The following is a 20,858-nucleotide window of genomic DNA, read 5'->3' on the forward strand; positions in this document are numbered from 1 at the left end:
TTTCTGGGATAGACCTTTTATTTATTGTTGGAAATCAGCTTTTCGACATCCGCCTGAGCTTGATTCAGCCCCTCCTGAACCGATTTCTGGCCAAGCATAATCGCATCGCGCTGCGGATTGATCAGATTGATATAATCTGGCGCACTCAGCGGATTAGGAGTAATTTTAGTCACGGCCAAATTGTCTACAGAAGCTTTATACACGGCATTCTTCTGCAGCTCCGGATTGTTGGAGGCTTCTTTATTGGCCACATTATCGAAGTTCTTCTCAGCCCAATAGGTTTGAGCCTGCACATCCGTCATGTATTTAAGAAACTCCCAGGCTTCATCCGGATGCTTGGAGCCATACGGAATCTCAATAACAAATCCGCCCCCGACACTGTAATGTCCAGCACCTTCCTTGGTCTCCGGCAGCGGAGCTACCCCGAAGTTCATATTCTGGCCGTAATCCCGAATCTGCGTATAGAAATTGGTTACATCCGTCCAAATAGATACCTTGCCGGCAATAAACGGGTTCGCCTGCTTGCTGCCGAAGTCAGCTTTGAAGGCATCAATATTGCTCTGACCAAGACGTTTCGCGTTGTTCAGAATGTACTGCATGGCCTCCGCCTTTGCCGGCGCGTTAACCACCGGTTTGCCGTTGTCGGCGAAGAAATTGCGTCCCCCGTCGAAATTCAGCTGCAGTAAGTTCCAGTCCGAGTTGAACTGCGGGGAGTATCCGATATGGGTGTACTTATCCCCGCTCTTCTTATCCAGCTTGGCTGCTGTCTTCTCGAGTTCATCCCAAGTGTTCGGGAATTTCTCCGGATCAAGACCCGCTGCCTTGAAGTCATCCTTGTTATAGAACATCATCCGGGTATCCGTGTTGAACGGAAGCCCATATGGCTTGTCCTGGTACAAAACAGTCTTCCATAGTTCAGGGAAGAAGCGGTCCTTCACCTTGTCCCGCTCGACGTATTTGGATAAATCAGTTGCCTGCTTCTTGCTGGCACGCTGCTGAACTGTATTTATGTCATTCATCATAATATCTGGTGGATTACCGGCACTGACAGCCGCCAGTTCCTTAGTGAAAATATCCGAGTAGGGATAATAGCTGTGTTTCACGAAAATTTTGTCCTGTGACTTATTGAAATCGTCCACCAGCTTCTCAATGATCGGTCTACGGGTCTCCGATCCCCACCATGTCCAATAATTGAGCACCACTTTCCCGTCCGTGGATGTGCCCGCATCCGTCTGTGAGGCTGCACCTGCCGGCCCGCCGGACGTTCCCCCGGAGCATGCGGCCAGGATCGAAAGGCTGCACAGAATGGCAAGCAGCTTGACCCAAGACTGATTTGATTTTTCCTTTTTCATCATGTATCCCCCTAGGCAGTAGTTTGTTTCTTCCTATTACTTAACCAAGCAAGGTCGAAATGCATCATTTTTTGTATTTATTAAAAAAACACAGCCGCTTTTATTCACTTCCGGACCATGAATTCCGATGTAAAACAAAGCATTCGAATTTACATGCATCAACTTTAACCTCCGGGAGATGACAGCTTGAAAGCCGAAACAAGGATTTACCTCGATGCCGTCCTTCAAAACATGAAAAATATTTTGTTCTTCATGTTCCTGCCCATTCTGATTGCCCGTATGGGAGCTTCGCCACTTCAAATCACGTTGTCCACCTCGCTGCCGCCTCTAATGTCGGCTCTTTCCGTAGTGTTCGTCACCCGGCTGCTGCCGTGTACGTTCAAGGTATATTACTCGGCAGGCATTATCCGCCAGCTTGCTTTTCTATGCATTGCCTTCGCCGTGCTTCTGCCCCATTCCATTACCTGGATTCTTCTGTTCTGGTCAATCAACTGCATCGTGGTGATGATCCTGAATGTCCAGCAGCATTCCTTGATCAAGCACAACGTGGAAGAGGCAAAGATGTCCTCCTTATTTGGAAACATCCGCATTATCGCCATTGGTGTCACTATGGTCTGCTCCTACAGCGCCAGTACACTACTGGACCGCTTTGACAGCATTTTTCCATATAACTATTTCGTCTGTATGATCCTTGGGGCAGTCTGCACCTTCACCGGGATGAATCTAATGGCCCGCCTGGCGCCAAGAGAATCCAAGAAGATCAGCTTCCGCTGGAAACGCCCGCTTCAGAAACCGACCCCGTTCTTGATGCTAGTGGGCCTCATGGCTGTAGGAAGCGCCCTGCCTGGCTCGCTCTGGGTGATCTATCATGTGAACGTGCTGCACTTCAGCAATATGCAGATTGCCCTATTCTCCATCTGTTCTGGTGCGGTATCCGCGGTATGCATCCCGTTAGGACGCCGGTGGATCAAGCGATTCGGTTACAAGAACACTCTGCTGACCGGGTATGCCCTGCTGATGTGCACCGTCTGTTTGTACGGCCTGTCCCACACCTATGCAGTTCTGCTTGGCCTTCAAATCGTGCGCGATTTGATCGGAAGCTTCACCGGGATTGCCCAAGAGACTTTATCCATTGAAGAATCCAAGAAGCATGAGGATGAGGCGGGTTTCTTCTCCGATGTTGCTCTGCTTAACAATCTGGGCGGCGCACTTGGGCCTTTTGCCGGGATGTTCCTGTACAAGCTGTTTAGTATCCAGACCTGCTTCATGCTTCTGGGAGCCGTGGCTCTTCTGCCGGCAGCCTGGTTCGTATTCCGGATGAATGATAAGAAGACGTCAGAAGGCTCCCCTGTTGAAATGATTCCAGCTGTGAAATAAGGACGCAAAATAAAAAGGAGAGGACACAGCGCCGTGTCTTCTCCTTTCTTCATATACTCCAAAATGAAAGCGGCCAGGCCCGCCGGGGAATCGTTAATCCACCAACCCTTGCTACCAACTCATTTATCGTCTTCTATACTACTAGGCGTCCCTTCTTATCCGCCAGGCGGATAACCGCCTCGACCCCTGAGTTAAATTCCAGATAGTCACTTTCAATTCCGTCACTAAAAATCACGCCCTCTTCCGGCATCTGGGATACGATACGCAGCGGACTTCCCTCTTCAATTCTGCCAAACACCAGATTTGCCGCCGTAGTTCTGCTGGGGAAAGGCTCCCTCACGGTAAAATAGAGATGGCGTGAATCCCAGGCGGCGCGGGCTTGATCCGCTGATTCAGCCTCCCTGTGTCCGCCTGTAGGCTCATGCTCCTTCCGGTGAATATCTTCCACAGCCAGCTTCAAAGGCTGATGAGTCGCCCGGCTGACAATGCCTGCCGCGCCGGCAAGTACGCTCTTGAGCCAGCCGGTCGAGCCAAGTCCGGTCGAGATAATCACACCGCTGGACGACTGCTGCTCCGCCGCTTCATTCAGCTTAAGCTCATACCGTGCGGATACATGCGTACGCCGCCCGACAAACAGGTCGTTCACCCCGTAAAGATACTGGCCGTCATTGAGCTCAGCCTTGGCCAAGGTCACCTCCTGTATGGTCCGTCTGGCGTAAATTACATCCCTAATAATCAGCTTAAGATCGCGCACTGAAAAGGGCAGCAGCACCCCATCCCATCTGTGCGGGTCAGGGTTCACCCCGATCAGCGGCTGACTTTCCGTATATTTCAGCGTATTGGCTACTAATCCATCCGGACCAAGCACAACGATAATATCCTGCTCGCCGAAGATGAAATTCGGCACATGGTCCCGGTCCAGAATCTGCACCCGGCCCACATCCGAGAGCAAACCGGCTGCTTCGGCCAGAGCTTCCCGGTAGACCCTGTCTTCCCGGGTATAATCGCTGAAATCCGCGCCAAGCCGCTCAATATAGAACTCTGCTTGTTGTACAGTATTGTATCGTACAACCAAATCTTCAAGCCGGGTCCGTCGTTTAATCAAGACAATCTTGCGTTCAGTTAACGGCTGGTTCATCGCCATCATCTCCTCTGGTCTGCGTTCCTCCCGTCGGCCGAACCGGCCATAATTCCCTGCAGGAGATCAGGTGTAATATTCAACTGGCCGATCTTGCCAGCATTCTCTGCCAGCTCCTGGAAGGCGATCGCAATCAGCTTATCCGGCTTCATCCCGATATTAGCCAAGGATTGCAGCACACTTGGCTGGACTTCCTGAAGCGACTTCATCACCACAGTAAGCTCATACGCCTTGGCATCCGCTTCGGCTCTCTGATTGGCGGCAGTCAGATTAATCAATTCCTGCCTTTTCTCTTCAAGCTCCGTATCGAACCTTAACTGTTCCTCGTGCATCTCATTCTGCTTCTGTCTCATCGACCGCTCGGCTTCAAGCTGGGTTTCCTGGATCTGGCGCCGTTTCATCTCAATCGCGATCTCTGTATTCAGCTCGTTCTCCTTCACACGCCGCTCCTGCTCGATCGAAGCGTTCCGCCGTTCATATAGGGCCACATCGGCACTTCTCAATATCTCTTCCCTTGCCTGCGCCTCAAGAGCTCGAATCGTCTCACGGTTCGGGAGAATAGCCAGAATCGACAGGCCCATAAGCTCGATCCCCAGCTGGGCAATCTCTTCGTTGCCGCGGATTTCCCGCGTCACATTCTGGGCCAGCCGCTCACTGGCCTGAACCGCTTCCTTCAGCGGCATTTGCTCCAGGTGCTTCTTTGTCAGGACCTTCGCTGTATTAATGACACGCTGCGCTAGCTTGGCGGGATCATCGGAAATGTATGCATGGCTGCGAAGATCATAGGTATAATTCAGAACCTCCGTAATTTTACGGTAATCGGTGATCCGGTAGGTCAGCTGTCCTTGGACCGTGACCGTTTGGTAATCCCTTGTAATCTCCTCGAACATGAACGGCACGTCGATCGAGGATACGGGAACCACTACCACTGAGGTTGTAGGCGCATAATAGTAAAAGGATAGGCCGACTCCTTCCTTAACCACTCTGCCATTTCTTACTTTCATCACATAGTCACTTGGTTGAAACTTTACGTATTTGTATCCGAACATATCTCCAGCCTCGCTTTCCTACAGGTATGGATGATACTCGAACAAGGGAGAATTCTCGGAGCAAAAGAGAGCCGGAACGCTGTCTTCACTCTGCCCGGACGGTTTAAGGTCAAATAAACCCTCCGCTTCTTGTTAGTATCATTTTGTTATTAACAACATAATAATACATTCATTTGATATTATCAAGTTGTTAATATCAATATTCAGAACTCTTTTCATCCCAGCCTCCTCTGCCAATTAACCTGCCACCTAACCTATAAGAGCGAAATGTGCATATGGCCGACCAGCCATCCAAGCATGCCCCGAACCACGCATCGTGCGCACAGGAAGCAGTGCACACGCTTAAAAAGCCCGCTAGAATCAGCGGGCTTGCACACGTTTCATGGGAGCCTCAACACTTGCACTTGCGCTTGCATTTAAACTTACACTTGCACTTTAAGAATCTGGCTAATCTATCTTAGCGGCATTACTTCTGGGGTCTCATATCCGGCGGTGTCCTTCTGGCCACACCTGTCCTAATGGCAGCCTCGATTACCGCACGCCGGACACTCATGGCTACCTTCTCGTTAAAAATACTTGGAATGATGTACTGTTCATTCAACTCAGAATCAGATACCACATCAGCTATCGCGTGGGCGGCCGCAAGCTTGATTTGCTCATTGATGACCTTAGCCCGGCAGTCAAGCGCCCCCCGGAACACTCCCGGAAATACGAGCACATTGTTAATCTGGTTCGGGTAATCACTTCTTCCGGTTGCGAACACGCTGACAAGCGGGAGTGCTTTCTCAGGCTCAATTTCCGGCTGGGGATTCGCCATGGCGAACACAATCCTTCCAGGTGCCATCTTCTCCACATCGGCCGCATCCAGCACATTCCCCCGGGATACACCGATGAACACATCGGCGCCAACAATCGCATCTTTAAGGATGCCCGGCTTATCCTCAACCTGCGGCTGCTCGGAGAGCCACTGCCACATCGGGTGTGGATACTTTCCGCCACGCACAATGATGCCATCCTTGTCCACCGGAATCAGTGTTTTTACACCTGATGCGAGCAGCATCTTGCAGATGGACACACCCGCCGCGCCGATTCCGTTCACAACTACCCGGATATCCTCCATTCTTTTGCCGGTCACTTTCAGCGCGTTGATAAGTCCGGCAATAACAACGATCGCTGTCCCATGCTGGTCATCATGGAACACCGGGATATCCAGTTCCTCTGCGAGCCGGGCCTCAATCTCGAAGCAGCGCGGGGAACTGATATCCTCTAGATTAATGCCCCCGAAGATAGGACTGATCGCTTTAATGATTTGGATAATCTCTTCCGTGTCCTTCGTGTCCAGACAGATCGGGAAGGCATCAACATCAGCAAGCTGCTTGAACAGCATTGCCTTTCCTTCCATAACCGGCGCAGCGGCATGGGGGCCGATGTCCCCAAGTCCAAGCACCGCCGTACCGTCTGAGACTACGGCCACAGTATTCCTTTTGATCGTAAGAGAGTAAGCCTTGTCCACGTTTTCATGTATTGCCATTGATACCCGGGCCACGCCAGGAGTATACACCCTGCTGAGATCGTCCCGGTTGCGGATCGGCATGCTTGGCTGAATCGAGATTTTACCACCCAAGTGAGCCAGAAAAGTTCTGTCGGATACGTTCACAATGGTAATGCCCTGCAAATTCCGCAGGGAATCCACAATCTGCTTCTCCTTCTCATCAGCGGCTTGTACCGTTATATCACGTACAGAGATGTCAGATCCCGGACGAATCACGTCAATGGATATGATGTCTCCACCGGAATCGCTTACCGCAGATGCCACGTCGCCGAAATTCACCAGCTTATGATCCAGTTCAAGACGAAGAATAATACTGTTAAAAGCCATGGCTTTTCAGACCCCTTCCATTACCTTCAAATGAAAACGCTTCATCCATATGATATCCTCTCTTCTCTCATCTCACAAGGACAAGACGTGGAAATCCTTCCAAGGGCTCATAAATAAATTCAGCCGCCTTACCTCCCAGTCCGGTGTAATCCCCATTATTTACCTGGCGCACAGCATACGCAGGTGTTCATCAATCATATGCTCGATCCGTTCACTGGATAATCTTCCGGGCTGCATGATCTGATGCAGCGCCAACCCATCGATCAGCGCATACAGCTTCTCCGTCTCAATCTCAGGATCAAGATCCGGTCTAGCAAGCTTATGCTGCCTAAGCGTCTCGATAACAATTGAGGAGGCCTTGTACAACCCATCATGCATTTCTTGACTGAGCAGCCTGAGTTCAGGATGGATCAAGGCCTTTGCGTTAAAAGACAACCATACCTCCATTTCCGTCTTTCTCTCTTCATCGACTGGAATGAATTGAAGAATCAGATTCCTTACTTCCAGCAGAACCGGACCGCTGAATGACATCATCTCAATCCTTCTCTCAATCCGTTCACGAAACAAGGTCATGCAAAATGCAAAAAGCTCCGCCTGAGTTGAGAAATAATGACGCATGGAACCGACCGATAACCCGGCTTCCACTGCGACATTTCTAACTGTTGCCTGCTCAAGCCCGGATCTGCGGATAACCCGGATCGCGGCTTCAGCTACAAGCTGTCTTTGTTTATCATGATCTACGATTTTTGGCATGTCTTTATTATATCGTTTTGATTTATTTAATACAATGTGCTATATTGATTTTCGTAATACATTGTACTAAAAAAAGGAGGGAGAAATTGACCTGTTTTACAGACATATATCGGTGGATAAATCAGGGGCCCGGCGGCCCCGTAGATTAAGGTGGCTCAAAATTGTACTGGGAGCACTCGCTATTCTACTTCTGCTTCAATGTGTCTTATTACATTTCATCCTAAAGCGAATTAACAAAGGAGACGAACATGACTGCACCTAACGAACAAAACACAAAAATAATTATGAAGCCCCGGAAACTACACAAGATCAGGTGGATCAAAATTGTGCTGGGCGTTCTCGCTTTTATGCTCATTCTTGTCGGGGCAAGTTTTGGCTATGAGTGGTATGCCTCCAAGAAGGCTGAAGCGGATTATCCGCCTCCTGGAAAGCTCGTAGATGTGGGAGGCTTCCGGCTGCACATTCTTAAGAAGGGGACTGGATCGCCGACGATTCTCCTGGAAGCCGCTTCAGGAGAAACCAGCCAGTCCTGGAGAAAGATTCCGGATGAGATCGCCAAATTTGCTACAGTTGTCAGCTATGACCGGGGCGGATTTGGCTGGAGCGACAAAGCTGTGACTGCGCGAACAGGGCCAAATATTGCGCAAGAGCTTCATACCGCGCTTAAGCGTGAAGGCATCCAGGGACCTTACATTATTGTGGGACATTCTCTGGGGGGAATGTACGCCCGATTGTTCGCACAAGAATACCAACAAGAAATGGCTGGTCTTGTACTTGTCGACGCAAAACCCGTGGGTGATGACCTGAAGACAGCTCCTATCTTGGAACAGGAGCACTTTCAGAAGCCTACACCATCTTCGGGCATCTCCAAGCTGCTGAAGCAATCGGGAGCGATGAGGTTGTTTAAGGACATACTGCTTGAAGGACTTGTAAGAAAAGAAGACCGTGATGTGTTTGTGAACGTTATTGCACAGCCTAAATATTTTGATGCTGTAGATGAAGAAGCCAAGAACATCCCAATAACCGAGGAGCGGCTGAAAAATCAGCATCTGGGCAAGCTTCCGGTGCGGGTCATCACGCGTGGACAAATTCCACCTGAAGTCAAACAGATGGGACTATCCCCGGATGCCGGACGCAAAATCGAAGAGATTTGGCAGGCTGGTCAAAGAGACCTGCTGAAAATATCCGAAGACAGCAAGCTGATTGTGGCCAAGAACAGTGGTCATTACATTATTCACGATGAACCCGGCGTGGTAGTGGATGTTATAGGGCAGTTGGTCAAGGAGCTCTCCCAGAAGCCATTTTCAACCTCTTCCACAGCTCACAGATAGCTCTAAGGAGAATTGTACCCCTATCGGCCACCAACCTATGGATTGCCGTCCATTAAGTTAAACGGGACCGAAGCTGCCTCCCGTCCATTAATGATAACGGACAGCTTATGCTGCCCGGCGTAATAGACCCTTGTAGTAATCGGCTTGAAGGAATGTTTCTTTGATACGCTGGATGTACCGGGCGGATACATCTTCTCAGACAGTTTAAACCGCTTCGGTGACAGACTTCCATTCTTCTTCACAAAACCGATTTCATACTCAATACGGAGCTTCCGGGGATCGTTGGATAAATTCTGAATATGGAATGAGAATATCAGATCCTCCCCTACCTTGAGCTGTGGGGTGGAAGTTACTAACTGGTGAACATCAATACCTTCGGCATTTCCCAGTCCAAACAAACCCAGCGCATCCGGGTTCCCTTGCTTAAGAAGCGAGCGGCAGGCGTGTCTGACGATCCAATCGGTATGTGGGTGATGACCATACCACCTTTTGGAAATATCAAGCACCAGCTCCGGGTGATCTTTAGATATATCATTCAGATTGTTAGCCACGCTCTTGCGGACATATTCTGAAGAATCCTGCTTCAGATTGTCCAGGATAAGAAGAATAGGACCAGGGTCCGCTTTGAACATCTGCAGGCTAACTCCCCAGGGCAGTCTTGGCCTGCACCCTTCACTGGCCAGCCTTCTCAAGTGTTCATTCTGATGAGTGGACCAGGCCAGCATTTGGGCCATCATCCGATCAGGATCTTTCAATATAAAAGGCCTTACCGCAAATTCCGAACTTGCGCAAACGGTGAACATTTCAAGGGCCTTGATTGAATTCTCATAATCGCCAAGTCCATTCAGCTCTACGAAGTCGGCGAGGAACAAATATTCGAATCCTCTGCATTCCGGGGCGATACGCATCAAGATTCCAAGCGCCTCCTCATATGTGGGAGGCAGAGTCTGAGTCAGGACATCAGCGACATGGCGGATTCGCATCTTGAGCTCGCGGTCAGGCCAAGCCTGATCATAGATCAGCTCAAAGAAGCGGTCTTTATCAAAAGGAGGGTATTCCCGCTTAACCACCTTGACAAATTGTTCAAAAAAAGATCTTGAATATACCTCTTTCAAAGCTTCCATAAGCCGCCTCCATGCGATCGTTTGTTCTCATGATATCTGATTCCACCAGAGATGTCCATTCCCGATTGGGTTAAGATTCCAGGCTGGATATCAGTTCTTCTCGACATACCAAACAGGTCAGGCCGGGCTCATCGCCCTGCCTGACCTGTTTCTTTTTACCTGCTTAATAACTTTTGGTGCCTTTAACCGTGACACCAGTCCCTCCCAATTCCTTAACAGCGCTATTTCATTCTCTGAACAGCAAAGGTGACCGATTGTGCCCGAAATTCGGTCGGAGTCTCATATTTGTCTTCCTGGATGGATTGCAGCACGGCTTTCTCCTCAAGCACACTCCAGCCGTCCTTGTAGGCCATCTTCAGCAGTTCCACGGCACGCTGAGAGGATAGATTAAGTTCAATAAGTGTATCCCGCTCCCGGCCCGTCTTCTGATCAATTTCTTGAACATTCGTATTCATGGCGATACAGTGAATGCCCCCAAGCCTTGTTCCGCGTTTCATCCGGTCAAGCACCTGTACAAAGGCTTCTTCCGAAGACACATGTTCGAGGCAGCCGCAGGCCACGATATAATCATACTGCCCGGTGCCGTAATCTATATTTTCCGCGTCTCCCACTCTGGCTTCCACGATACGGCTGACACCGTATTCCTCGGCATTCTCCTTCAGCTTGCTCACAGCTTCCTCCAATAAATCTACCCCAACGACCTTACTGTCCGTATCTCTAAGCCGCAGGGCAAGCGGAATCGTGTTTCGCCCTGCCCCGCTGCCCAGATCGAGTACGGAGACCACATTTTTATGCTGGCGAAGACGGTCAAGAAGCTCCATAACCAAAGGGATGGGCTGCGACATCCAAGTCCCTTGCTCAAGAATCTCATTCTCCTGATAAAGCTTGCTGTGATAAGTCTCTTCCGCACGCCGGGCTTCCTCAAAATTGGCTTGATCCATCTTCTCACCCCCTAAATTGTATTCTTACCCGCTTCTTCCTACCCTCGCGGTGGAAAAGGATCGTTCCCATAACTGTTCGACTCTGAAATCCTGCCATCCCGGTTATGAATTTTGTGTTCGGTTTTTTCCTTCTTAGCTTCCTCCCGGCCCCTCTTCTCGGCCTGTTCCTTTGTGCGGTGATGACTGATCTTCTCGCCATCCTGCTGGTTATCCCAACCCCCGTCAGGGTTCGGTGTCGTATGAATGAATTTGTTGATCTCAGACATGGGTTTCACACTCCTTAGTTGTATTCAGCATTGTAATCGATTACCGGAAGCCTCATTTTATGTTGACAAAAGCGAGCACGTCATCCAGCGACTGTTCAGCAACGGTGGAGATCAGATCCCCATACTGCTCAAGCCGCCGCTCAATCGTGAGCAAGTTAAATGCTTTGGGATCAACGCCGTGCCGGACCTCCTCCCAAAGCAGAGGTGTGGATACCGCAGCGTGCTCACGCCCTCTTGGTGTGTACGGGGCAGCCAGGCTTTTACCCGGTGCATGCTGAACATAGTCAATGTAAATTTTATCGTCCCGCTCCCGGATCATTCTCTCTGTGGTGAACAGATCGGGATACTTCTCGGTCAGGAACCTGGCCAGAAATTCCCCAAGCATGCGCAGCTGCCCGAAGGTGTACCCGCGTCGGATCGGAATCACAATCTGAATGCCTGTAGCTCCACTGGTCTTAGGGACGGATTGAATGCCCATCGATTCCAGTGCCTCCCCAATCAGACTAACGGCCTCCATCAGCCTGCCAACGAGCTGCTCACTCGGATCAATATCCAGCACCCATTCCGCAGGCTCTTCTCTTCCGATATAATCAAATGACGGATGAAATTCCAGAGCGGCCAGATTCCCCAGCCATAACAGGGTTGGCAGAGAATTGAGATTTATATAATCCACTCCGTCATGTGTGGCGGTGGAGACGAATTCGGGAAGCGGCTTGGGCGCATTCTTCTGATAGAAGAACTGCCCCCCCACCCCACTCGGATAACGAATGGTGGTCAAATACCGGTTCTTGCAGTACAGCAGCAGGTAAGGAGCCAGAGCAATCAGCTTCTGCAGGTACATCGCTTTATGTATGCCGAGCTCCGCCCACAGCATTTTCCCGGGATGAGACACCTTGATTTCATAACCTTCCACCTCAATTACACCAGTATCTTCCCCGTTCATAAAGGAATCCCTCCCAGATCAATGACTTTAGGATGGCGAAGAAGACCCAGCTCCGTGATCTCCCTTCCGGTTACCCGCCCTTCAAGCGGCTCATCCAGCCAGTGAATCTCCGCATTCCTAAGCCCCTCTGGCAGCACCGGGAAATAAGCCTCTACTCCGGCTCCGGCGGGAAGCTCCCTGAGCCTGAGCTTCACCCGCTCATTCAGCCCGGAGGAGACGCGTCCGAAATAGCGTCCCTGCTTTTGCATGACTAGACTGGAGATTCGTCCCTCTTTCCAGATGATGCCTGCAATGGCCACGTCAAAATGCAGGATGGTCTTCCGCTTGAACCAGTCCTTGTGCTCCTTGCCTTCCTTGTACCTACTGGAACACCGCTTGGCGACGATCCCTTCCCAGCCATGCTGGGTCACCCAGCTCCAGAGCCCGTCCACGTCTTCAAATTGTTCCGCCAAATGAAGCGGAGGCTTCCAGCCATCGGCAAGCAGCTCAAGCTGCCGCCTACGCTCTGTGTAAGAACGATTGCGGAGATCTTCATCTCCGATACGAAGCAGGTCGAACAAAATGTACTGGACCGGATGCCTTGCGACCGAGCGGCGGATCAGCGACGCGTCCGTTAATTTGTCCCGCTGCTGCATCAGCTGAAAGCTTGGCTGGCCGGTATGGCCATCCAGAATAACGGCCTCCCCATCTATCAGAAAAGTGCCCGGCAGCTTCGATAAGACTTCAACCAGATCCGGATAATTCCGGTTCTTGGGCAGCATTTTTTTGGAATACAGCTCCACCTTTCCGTTATCTACCCAGGCGAGAATCCGGAAGCCGTCCCACTTAAGCTGGTATATCCACTCCCCGCCGGAAGGCAGCTGTTCGGTCAGAATCGGGGACATGGGCGTAAAAGGATGCATATGCATCGGTTAAGACCCTGTCTTTCTCCGGCGGGGTTTGGCCGCTGCCTTGGAGGATGTGGTCTTGGTCTTTTTGGAAGAGGAGCGGGAAGAAGCTTTGGCTTTGCTTGTCCGCTTGGCCGCTGGCTTAGCCGCTTCTGTACCTGAAGCTTCCTTCTTGCTCCCGGCAGCGTCCTGGCTCTGTTTCAAGCTTGCTTTCAGCGCCTCCATCAGATCGATAACATTGGTCTTCTTCTCTTCAGGAGCAAACTTCACTTCCTTGCCTTCCACCTTGTCTTCTATCGCATCCATCAGCCTCTCTCTATACTCATCCTCGTATTTCTCAGGCTCAAAAGGTGCGGCAAGCTGCTCGATTAGCATCTTGGCCATTTCCAGCTCGCGTTCGTCCACTTCTGCCTCCTTAGGCAGGTTCGGAATCTGCTCCTTGGGGCGGATTTCCTCTGCATAATACATGGTGGACATAGACAGCACACCATCGATAATCCGAACCGCCGCCAGGCTGCTCTTCGAACGTAGACTGATATTGGCAATACCGATCTTCTTCGTATCGGTTAACGCCTGAACCAGCAGATTATAGGCATGTGTCCCGCTCTCCTCTGGCGCAAGATAATAAGTTTTCTGGAAATAGACGGGGTCAATCTCCTTCAGATCCACAAAATCCAGAATCCGAATCTCGCGTGAAGTTTCGGAGGCCAGCTTCTCCAGCTCTTTCTTGTCAAAAGTCACATAATGTCCCGGCTCATATTCATACCCCTTCACAATCTCATTCCAACTGACATTCTCCTCACACTTCGGACAGGTCCGGTGGTACTGGATCGGTACGTTGAACTCCTTATGAAGCATCTTCATCGGGATATCATTGTCATGCGTAGCCGTGAACATCTTCACAGGGACGTTCACCAGTCCAAAGCTGACGGCTCCCTTCCATACGGTCTGCATATTATCCCCCATTTCTGTAGGCTTCCTGTTCTGATATGGTTACTTCGTATATAACCTCAACCTTCATCTGCTCAATCAGGTAATCTTAGCTAACCTGCCGTATTTCTTGGCCGGAATGAGGTTATAAATGAAGCAAACACAAACAGGGTTAGATTGTGGAAGACGGCACATTGGTTTGTAGATAACGGAGAATTATAAGTAGAGGTCAGCATGGGGACATTTGTTGCCTATGCAGATATTGCAAATTGACGAATCAGGAGATTAGGTATAGAATTTACTTTTGGTTTTATTTTAAGCTCAGTCCAATTGCTGCGCGGACTATTGCAGTCACGCGGTGTGAATTTAAATACATTTAGCAAGGGTGATTTTATATGTCCAGTCCATATCAGATTCTGCTGTTCTATAAATTCGTTCATATCGATGATCCTGAAGCCTTTACGGCTGAACATCTGCAGTACTGCAAGGAGCTTGGGATCAAAGGCCGTATTCTGATTGCCGCAGAAGGTATCAACGGTACATTGTCAGGCACTGTGGAGCATACCGAGCAGTATATGCGCGATCTGCGGGCCAACCCGCTGTTTGAGGATATCGTGTTCAAGATCGATCCGTCTGAAGGCCACGCCTTCAAGAAGCTGTTCGTCCGTCATAAGCAGGAGCTGGTTACCTTCCGGGTTAACGACCGGGAGCTTGACCCGAACAAGCTTAGCGGCAAGCGGCTCTCTCCTAAGGAGTGGCACGACCACCTGGAGCGTGAGGATGTCATCGTACTGGACGGCCGGACCGATTACGAGTATGATATCGGCCATTTCCGCGGCGCAATCCGTCCTGAGGTCGAATCCTTCCGTGAATTCCCGGAATGGATCAAGGACAATCTCAGCGAACATAAGGACAAGACAATCCTGACTTACTGCACCGGCGGTATCCGCTGTGAGAAGTTATCCGGTTATTTGCTGTCAGAGGGCTTTAAGGATGTTGCCCAGTTAGAGGGCGGCATTGTGACCTACGGCAAGGACCCTGAAGTTCAAGGTCGCCTGTTCGACGGCAAATGTTATGTATTCGATGAGCGGATCTCCGTGCCTATCAATCGGACGGACGAGGATATCGTAGTAGGCAAGTGCTTCCACTGCGGGACAGCGAGTGACCATTACGTCAACTGCCCGGTCTGCAATCTTCAGCACATCAGCTGCCCGGATTGTGAAGAGAAGCATGAGCATTACTGCTCCGATGAATGCCGTGAGAAGGCTGAAATGGTTGTTTAAGCAGCACACAAATAGAACCGCCCCCGCATTGATTGCGAGGGGCGGTTTTTTTGAATGAGTTTATTTATTGGGTACAGTAAGTACAAACTCTGCCTTGGGAATGTACACCTTCTTGCCGTTTCTCTCGGAATAAGGCTTTACAGTTATAGACTTCGCTCTTTCTTTTAAAGGCTCATACATTCTGGAGAACCAGTACATATCCCCTCTCCCGTCCCCTCTTGCCCCCTTAGGTTTCAGCACAGTTCCCTTGTCATTCACAAGCTCGAACTGGATATTGGCAAATCCATCAATTTTGTATTCATCCGGAAGTTTTTCTGCAATATCTTTGATTTCCTCTCCCGAGTTACCCTTCATTTCCATATCCAGGCGGACACTGATCGGCGACAGTTCGAGCTTCAATATTTTGAGAACATTATCTCCAAGAATCTTTGTTTCCTCAGGCTGAAACAGAATATTTTGTTTTCCTGCTTTTTTAACAGGAATCTTAATCACATAATCATGCTTCCTCTTTGCATCATAAATCTTTACTCCGAGTTCAAATTGATCGGGAATTTGTAGAATCTCGGTAGTTTCCATATCTTTTAAAATGACAGAATTCAAGGTGCTTATCAGCAACGAGTTAGAGGCCCCTCCTTTTTCCAGCCAAGACCAACCCCCTCCGGTATTCACAGGCTTGTCATTGATAAGAAAAGAAATATGATTTGCGGGGTCTCCAATTTTCTTTGAGCCATCCAACCATTGTTGGAAAGACTGCTTTGTGCCGTCCGCCGCTTTTCTTGTTAATACAAAGGACACCCGATTTCCGTCGTAGATAAAATCTGAGACCGTAAAAGTAACTTTGTCATGAGTTACACTCTTATTCACATTAGAAGATAGGCCAAGTTCTTTGGCCGCCCTCAAACCTGCGTCTTCAGACAGGCTAAATCCACTTTTCGCAGGTGATGAGGTTTTGGCTTTAACAGCTTTTACAGGAGATGCTGCCTGTGCCGGATATTCCGGAAGAAGCGACACGCTCAGGACAGCGGCTACTGCAGCCGAAGTACATATTTTCAGAAATTTTCCTTTACTCGCATTTCCCTTAAGATTCATAGGTTTCATATTCATATTCTTATTCTCCTTTTCTATTCCGACAATCCCGATTCAAAACCCCAATTCCAAACCGGGTATGTGAGGTGTTATTTACTAAGTAATGACATTATTTGCTTGGCACAGGAAGCACGTACTCCAGCTCTGGAATATATACTTTCTTTCCGTTTCGTTCGGTAAAAGGCTTCACAGTAATAGATTTAGGTCTTTTTGTTTGTGGCTCATAGGTACCGGTGAACCAGTACATATCCCCTCTCCCATTTCCCGTTGCCCCAAGAGGTTTTAGCAGGGTTCCGTTATCGTCTGCCAGGTCGTATTTGATATTGATAAACCCATCAATTTTGTACTTGTCCGGAAGCTTCTTAGCAATCTCTTTAATATCTTCGCCTGACTTCCCTTCCATTTGAGCATCCAGCCGAACGGTAGCTGGTGTCATTTCGAGCTTCAAAATTTTAAAGGTGTTATTTCCTAATGATTTTGTCTCCGTAGGCTGGATCAGAATGTTGTTCTGTCCCGCTTTCTTAACCGGAATTTTAAAGCTGTACCAATAATCCTGCTTGGCATCATAAATCCGGACTCCAAGATCAAATTGCTCGGGAATCTGCTGAACTTCAGTAGTACTATCTTTTAAGAGAACCGCATCCATTGTGTTAATGATAATGGAATTAAACTCATCGTTCTGGGCTTTGGACGTTCCCATACTTGTATTGACCCGTTCGCCATTTACGGTAAATTCAATTTGGTTGATCCCCTCTCCCTTCTTCCAGTTCTTATTGCCCAGCCAATCAGACAGGGATAAGCTGTTCCCATCAGCGGTATGCCTGGTCAGCACCATCGACAGACGGTTTCCGTCATATAGTAGATCTGAAATGGTTAACGTTGCCCCGCCATGTTCAAGGCTGAGATTCACATTGGTCGATAACCCTTGCTTACTTGCGGCCTTAAGCCCCTCATCTCCTGAAGTGCTGAATATACCTCCCACCAGCGGGATATGCCTCAGAGCCTCCGCCATGACCGGAGAGACAAAGCCAGATCCGATAATAAGCACACCTGCCGCTGCCGCTGCGGAGATGGAGATAAGTAATGTCCTCAATCCGCGCTTCACAAGGCTCGGTCTTGTTGTGATCTGATCTAATTCACCTAACTTCATATGCTGAGATTGGCCATTCTCTGATCCCAACCTCATTGACCCCTGATCCACTTCATTCAAATGTGCATACAGATAATCCATACGCTGACGAATCATTTCTGGCAAATGCTCTGCCTCCTCCTTTTTCAATTTCCCCAGCTCCTGGTTCAAATTTTGCTGTCCGCCGGTCATATGTTAACCCTCCTTTCCGCAGAATCGACAAGCCACTCAGCTAATGTGTGCCTCGCCCGGTGAAGACGCGTCTTGACCGCCGCCTCTGTCATATCCATGAGCTCAGCCACCTGACGCAGCGGCAGGTCCCGGAAGTAATGAAGAATCACAATCGTACGGGACACTTCTTCAAGGCGGTATACCGCATCACGCAAATCCATTCTTTCCGCATTAACGGAAGTGTTATGATAAGAGCCCTCCTCCTTGTGCAAGCTCAAGACTTTGGAGCGCCCCCGGAGAATCAGGTTGCATTCATTAATCAGGATGCGGAATAACCATGTTTTGAAAAAAGCCGGATTCTCGAGATTAATCAAGGATCGGTAGGCTTTAAGCACCGTTTCTTGCATCGCATCGGCACAATCTTCATCCTTCTTCACAATCGAGCGAGCCACATTATACATTTGGACCTCATATTGCTTGATCAGATTAATGAAGGAGGCCTGGCTTCCTGCCTGAGCCCTTCTTACTTCAGATTCTTGGTCTGTGTTCAAGATGCGCAATCCCCTCTCTTGACTAACTTCTTCCTAAATTCTGCTAATTAGATGGCCCATTCCGGTAAAAGGTTACATAAAAAAAGAAAACAGTCAGGCTGATGATCCTGACTGTTCACGGTTTGGTACTATTCTGCTACATATGGATGAAAGCATCCGGATGAAAACTTCATTATAGATTAGGCATCATAATTGACCAGATAATGCTGAAGCTCTGTGTTATAATGACCGATGCTGTACTCCATGAGCACTCCGCTTGAATCATAGGAATGTCTGATCCTCTTCAGCAGCATCTTGCCTTGGGGAATCAGCAGCAGCTCTCCCAGCTCCTCCGTTGCCTCGGCAACGGTAAAGCTGTCTCTAAACTTCTCCAGCTCAATATGGTGCTCTTCAATGAGCTCATAGAGTGACTGATGGTCCAGATCGCCCAGGTCTTCATCGGAAAACACCGATCTAAGATAATGCGTGTAGTGAACATACGGGTGGCCGTCAAGAATATACAGACGGTTCACTTGCAAGCACATATCCCCGAACATTCCGTAAAGTTCGGAATTGTCCTCCGTACGAATGACCTTAAGGCTCAGCAGCTTCTTCTGAATCTTATGCCCTTCTTCCACCAGGACTTCAGTGAAGCGCTTGCCCTTTGACAGCTTGGAGAAGGAGGTATTGCGGATAACCTTGGTTCCGATTCCGCTGCGCTTCTCCACATAACCTTCCTGGGCCAGCTCCTTCACCGCATTACGCACTGTCATTTTACTTACAGCAAATTCCTGCTCCAGCTGCGGTTCGGAGGGGATCAATGAACCCAGCGGATAAATCCCATGCAGAATACGATCCTTAATAGCTTTCTTGACCTGCAAATACAAGGGTCCTCTATTCCGATTGATGGACATTTCAGGTCCCTACCTTTCTACATCAAGCACAATCTCTGTCATTGTCTGCAGAATTTCAGCTTCAGTTGAAGTTGGCGTATCTCCAGCCACGGTATGAGCCAGCATTGCGGCTCTTGCTGCGAATTCTACGGTATGCTTAGCAGGGAGGCCCTGTGCCTCCCCATGTATGATCCCACTGGCGAACGCATCCCCAGCTCCAATCCGGTCGTAGACTGAGAACGTGAGCAGACGTGAGAACTCAAACTGCTCTTCCGAGTAAATATACCCTAACAACGAGTGTGTGTTGTCCGAATTGACAACCCGGTGCGTGCCTGCAATGGTACGGATACCGTACTGCTGCGCGACCAGCGGAATCAAATGCTGGAGCTGGGCCATCCGGTCCGTCTGCTCAGTCTCCATGCCGAGGATGAGTATGGCATCTTTCTCGTTCATCATCACGATATCCGCCATCCGCAGCATATCCTCGTAGTGCGGGCGGGCGGCTGTGTAACCGTTATCCCCCCAAAGTGAAGGCCGGTAATTACAGTCAAAAACCACGGTGCGTCCAGCGGCCTTCATCTCCGATGCGAATGCCTTCATCTGACTGCGGACAGCATCGTTCATAGCCAGGGTAATCCCGCAGAAGTGGGCCATGTCCATATTCCCGGCAATTTCTTTAAAGTTATAATTGTCCGCTGCAGCCGTATTAAAGCTGCTGGCCAACCGGTCCGTATAAGTCACCCGGCCCGGTCTTGCCCCAAAGCCGTTCTCCAAAAAATACATCCCCACATACTTGCCGTTCCTGCTGATGTAATCGGTCGAAATTCCAAGCTTCCGCAAATAAGCGAGGGCCGCTTCTCCCACCGGATTGGAAGGGAGCGTTGACACAAGGTAACCCTTGTGGCCGAACTTGGACAAGGCCGAGACAATGTTGACCCCTGTCCCGGAGAATGTGAAGTTCAGGGTGTGTGCCTGGACCAATGACTCATACCCCGGAACTTGAAGCCGCATCATGACCTCGCCGAAGGCCGAGATCCGTTTAGCCATGACGGTCAACCAGCTTTTTCAACGTTTCATGCAGAACTTTAACATCATTCACATTCGTATTTCCGGTTGCCTTGTCAATAATGGAGGAGTACACATGTGGAATGACCTGCTGAACTCCAGCTTCAAGAGCAATTTCCACAATCCGCTCGAAATTGTCCATATCAATACCGCCCGTCGGCTCCAAGGCAAAACCTTCGGCCGCACAAGCTTCTGCTACCGCACGATATTCATCTTCCAGCTTAAGTCCCTGCATCGGGAAATATTTCAGCGCATTTCCGCCCATATCCTTAATCAGTGCGATCGCCGCCCGGACGGGTACAATGGCATGATCCGCATTCGCTGCGCTGATAGGCCCGGTGGAGATGTTCACATAGCCCGGCCGTCCGCTTGGAGAGACAAGCGCATTAATCCAGCTGTCCCGGCCTTCTAAATTTGCGCGCGTAGCGCCAACCGCCGTGAATACCTGATTGATGTGCGCTCCTTCATAACTCTTAGCAATTTCAGCTACAACCGCAGCTTGGCGGTTGTCTCCAGCACCAAGTCCAATCGAGACAGCATCGTCAATGGCCGCTCCATATTCGCGCATCGCCTTAACCGCTTCCTGGGCATTGGGGTAGTCCTTGGACAGAACTCCAACAACCACATGACCTTCCGCAGCCTCGAATACTTCCTTCGCATTCTCAATACTTCCAGCCAGCACGTTTAGGGCTGCACGGTTCTTGTACATACGTTTCTCGATATTGGACATG

The 20,858-nt window shown here is 49.6% G+C and carries 20 protein-coding genes; 3 read left to right on the forward strand and 17 right to left on the reverse strand.

All coding sequences use genetic code 11. The features are described 5' to 3' along the window. Positions 1-17: 17 nt before the first annotated feature. A complete protein-coding gene (locus BN6628_RS14830; protein WP_235847649.1) occupies positions 18-1,355 on the reverse strand; it encodes an ABC transporter substrate-binding protein in 1,338 nt (445 codons plus the stop codon). 183 nt (positions 1,356-1,538) lie between these two features. Between BN6628_RS14830 and BN6628_RS14835 the strand changes: the two genes are divergently transcribed. Then, positions 1,539-2,729: an MFS transporter gene (locus tag BN6628_RS14835; RefSeq protein WP_068618702.1), complete on the forward strand. Its 1,191-nt coding sequence runs from the start codon at positions 1,539-1,541 to the stop codon at positions 2,727-2,729. Between the two features lie 133 nt (positions 2,730-2,862). On the opposite strand, the gene BN6628_RS14840 is transcribed toward BN6628_RS14835, so the two are convergent. The 4 genes from BN6628_RS14840 to BN6628_RS14855 all read right to left on the reverse strand — a co-directional run bounded on the left by BN6628_RS14840 (position 2,863) and on the right by BN6628_RS14855 (position 7,548). After that, the gene (locus BN6628_RS14840) at positions 2,863-3,867 is read right to left on the reverse strand and encodes an NAD(+)/NADH kinase (protein ID WP_068618704.1); all 1,005 of its coding nucleotides are present in this window, start codon (positions 3,865-3,867) and stop codon (positions 2,863-2,865) included. Positions 3,868-3,872: 5 nt separating this feature from the next. Then, positions 3,873-4,916 (reverse strand): SPFH domain-containing protein, encoded by a 1,044-nt coding sequence (locus BN6628_RS14845; RefSeq protein ID WP_068618705.1) that lies wholly within the window; start codon positions 4,914-4,916, stop codon positions 3,873-3,875. A 466-nt stretch (positions 4,917-5,382) separates the two neighbouring features. Continuing rightward, positions 5,383-6,795: an NAD-dependent malic enzyme gene (locus BN6628_RS14850; RefSeq protein ID WP_068618707.1), complete on the reverse strand. Its 1,413-nt coding sequence runs from the start codon at positions 6,793-6,795 to the stop codon at positions 5,383-5,385. 159 nt (positions 6,796-6,954) lie between these two features. Further along, complete coding sequence (locus tag BN6628_RS14855; protein ID WP_068618709.1) at positions 6,955-7,548, reverse strand: TetR/AcrR family transcriptional regulator; 594 nt, start codon at positions 7,546-7,548, stop codon at positions 6,955-6,957. 248 nt (positions 7,549-7,796) lie between these two features. Here BN6628_RS14855 and BN6628_RS14860 point away from each other — a divergent pair, with 248 nt between their 5' ends. Further along, positions 7,797-8,879 (forward strand): alpha/beta hydrolase, encoded by a 1,083-nt coding sequence (locus BN6628_RS14860; protein ID WP_316245808.1) that lies wholly within the window; start codon positions 7,797-7,799, stop codon positions 8,877-8,879. Positions 8,880-8,914: 35 nt separating this feature from the next. Here BN6628_RS14860 and BN6628_RS14865 read toward each other — a convergent pair whose 3' ends face one another. The 6 genes from BN6628_RS14865 to ku all read right to left on the reverse strand — a co-directional run bounded on the left by BN6628_RS14865 (position 8,915) and on the right by ku (position 13,994). Further along, positions 8,915-10,003: a DNA alkylation repair protein gene (locus BN6628_RS14865; protein WP_068618710.1), complete on the reverse strand. Its 1,089-nt coding sequence runs from the start codon at positions 10,001-10,003 to the stop codon at positions 8,915-8,917. Between the two features lie 221 nt (positions 10,004-10,224). Continuing rightward, on the reverse strand, positions 10,225-10,944 hold the full coding sequence (locus BN6628_RS14870; RefSeq protein WP_068618712.1) for a class I SAM-dependent methyltransferase: 720 nt from the start codon (positions 10,942-10,944) through the stop codon (positions 10,225-10,227). 38 nt (positions 10,945-10,982) lie between these two features. After that, positions 10,983-11,210, reverse strand: a complete 228-nt coding sequence (locus BN6628_RS14875; protein ID WP_068618714.1) for a DUF2188 domain-containing protein — start codon at positions 11,208-11,210, stop codon at positions 10,983-10,985. Between the two features lie 52 nt (positions 11,211-11,262). Then, on the reverse strand, positions 11,263-12,153 hold the full coding sequence (gene ligD, locus BN6628_RS14880) for a non-homologous end-joining DNA ligase (protein ID WP_068618716.1): 891 nt from the start codon (positions 12,151-12,153) through the stop codon (positions 11,263-11,265). After that, positions 12,150-13,061 carry an ATP-dependent DNA ligase gene (locus BN6628_RS14885; protein ID WP_235847650.1) on the reverse strand — a complete coding sequence of 304 codons (912 nt, stop codon included), beginning with the start codon at positions 13,059-13,061 and terminating at the stop codon, positions 12,150-12,152. Before BN6628_RS14885 ends, ligD begins: the two co-directional genes overlap by 4 nt. A gap of 3 nt (positions 13,062-13,064) precedes the next feature. Continuing rightward, positions 13,065-13,994, reverse strand: a complete 930-nt coding sequence (ku, locus tag BN6628_RS14890; protein ID WP_068622329.1) for a non-homologous end joining protein Ku — start codon at positions 13,992-13,994, stop codon at positions 13,065-13,067. A 371-nt stretch (positions 13,995-14,365) separates the two neighbouring features. Between ku and trhO the strand changes: the two genes are divergently transcribed. Beyond that, positions 14,366-15,253: an oxygen-dependent tRNA uridine(34) hydroxylase TrhO gene (gene trhO, locus BN6628_RS14895; RefSeq protein WP_068618718.1), complete on the forward strand. Its 888-nt coding sequence runs from the start codon at positions 14,366-14,368 to the stop codon at positions 15,251-15,253. A 60-nt stretch (positions 15,254-15,313) separates the two neighbouring features. On the opposite strand, the gene BN6628_RS14900 is transcribed toward trhO, so the two are convergent. The 6 genes from BN6628_RS14900 to dagF form a co-directional block, all read right to left on the reverse strand. Next, positions 15,314-16,357: a DUF4179 domain-containing protein gene (locus tag BN6628_RS14900; protein ID WP_068618720.1), complete on the reverse strand. Its 1,044-nt coding sequence runs from the start codon at positions 16,355-16,357 to the stop codon at positions 15,314-15,316. Between the two features lie 91 nt (positions 16,358-16,448). Beyond that, complete coding sequence (locus BN6628_RS14905; protein WP_068618722.1) at positions 16,449-17,660, reverse strand: DUF4179 domain-containing protein; 1,212 nt, start codon at positions 17,658-17,660, stop codon at positions 16,449-16,451. Next, entirely contained in the window at positions 17,657-18,190 is a 534-nt protein-coding gene (locus BN6628_RS14910; protein ID WP_068618724.1) for a sigma-70 family RNA polymerase sigma factor, read from the reverse strand. The genes BN6628_RS14905 and BN6628_RS14910 overlap by 4 nt, the downstream gene beginning before the upstream one ends. A 179-nt stretch (positions 18,191-18,369) precedes the next feature. Continuing rightward, positions 18,370-19,083 (reverse strand): GntR family transcriptional regulator, encoded by a 714-nt coding sequence (locus BN6628_RS14915; protein ID WP_068618726.1) that lies wholly within the window; start codon positions 19,081-19,083, stop codon positions 18,370-18,372. A 9-nt stretch (positions 19,084-19,092) separates the two neighbouring features. Further along, a complete protein-coding gene (locus BN6628_RS14920; RefSeq protein WP_068618728.1) occupies positions 19,093-20,109 on the reverse strand; it encodes a sugar kinase in 1,017 nt (338 codons plus the stop codon). Beyond that, positions 20,102-20,857, reverse strand: a complete 756-nt coding sequence (gene dagF / locus BN6628_RS14925) for a 2-dehydro-3-deoxy-phosphogluconate aldolase (protein ID WP_068618730.1) — start codon at positions 20,855-20,857, stop codon at positions 20,102-20,104. Before dagF ends, BN6628_RS14920 begins: the two co-directional genes overlap by 8 nt. Position 20,858 lies beyond the last annotated feature (1 nt).

Source organism: Paenibacillus tuaregi (assembly GCF_900086655.1).
GTDB classification, from domain to species: Bacteria; Bacillota; Bacilli; order Paenibacillales; family Paenibacillaceae; genus Fontibacillus; species Fontibacillus tuaregi.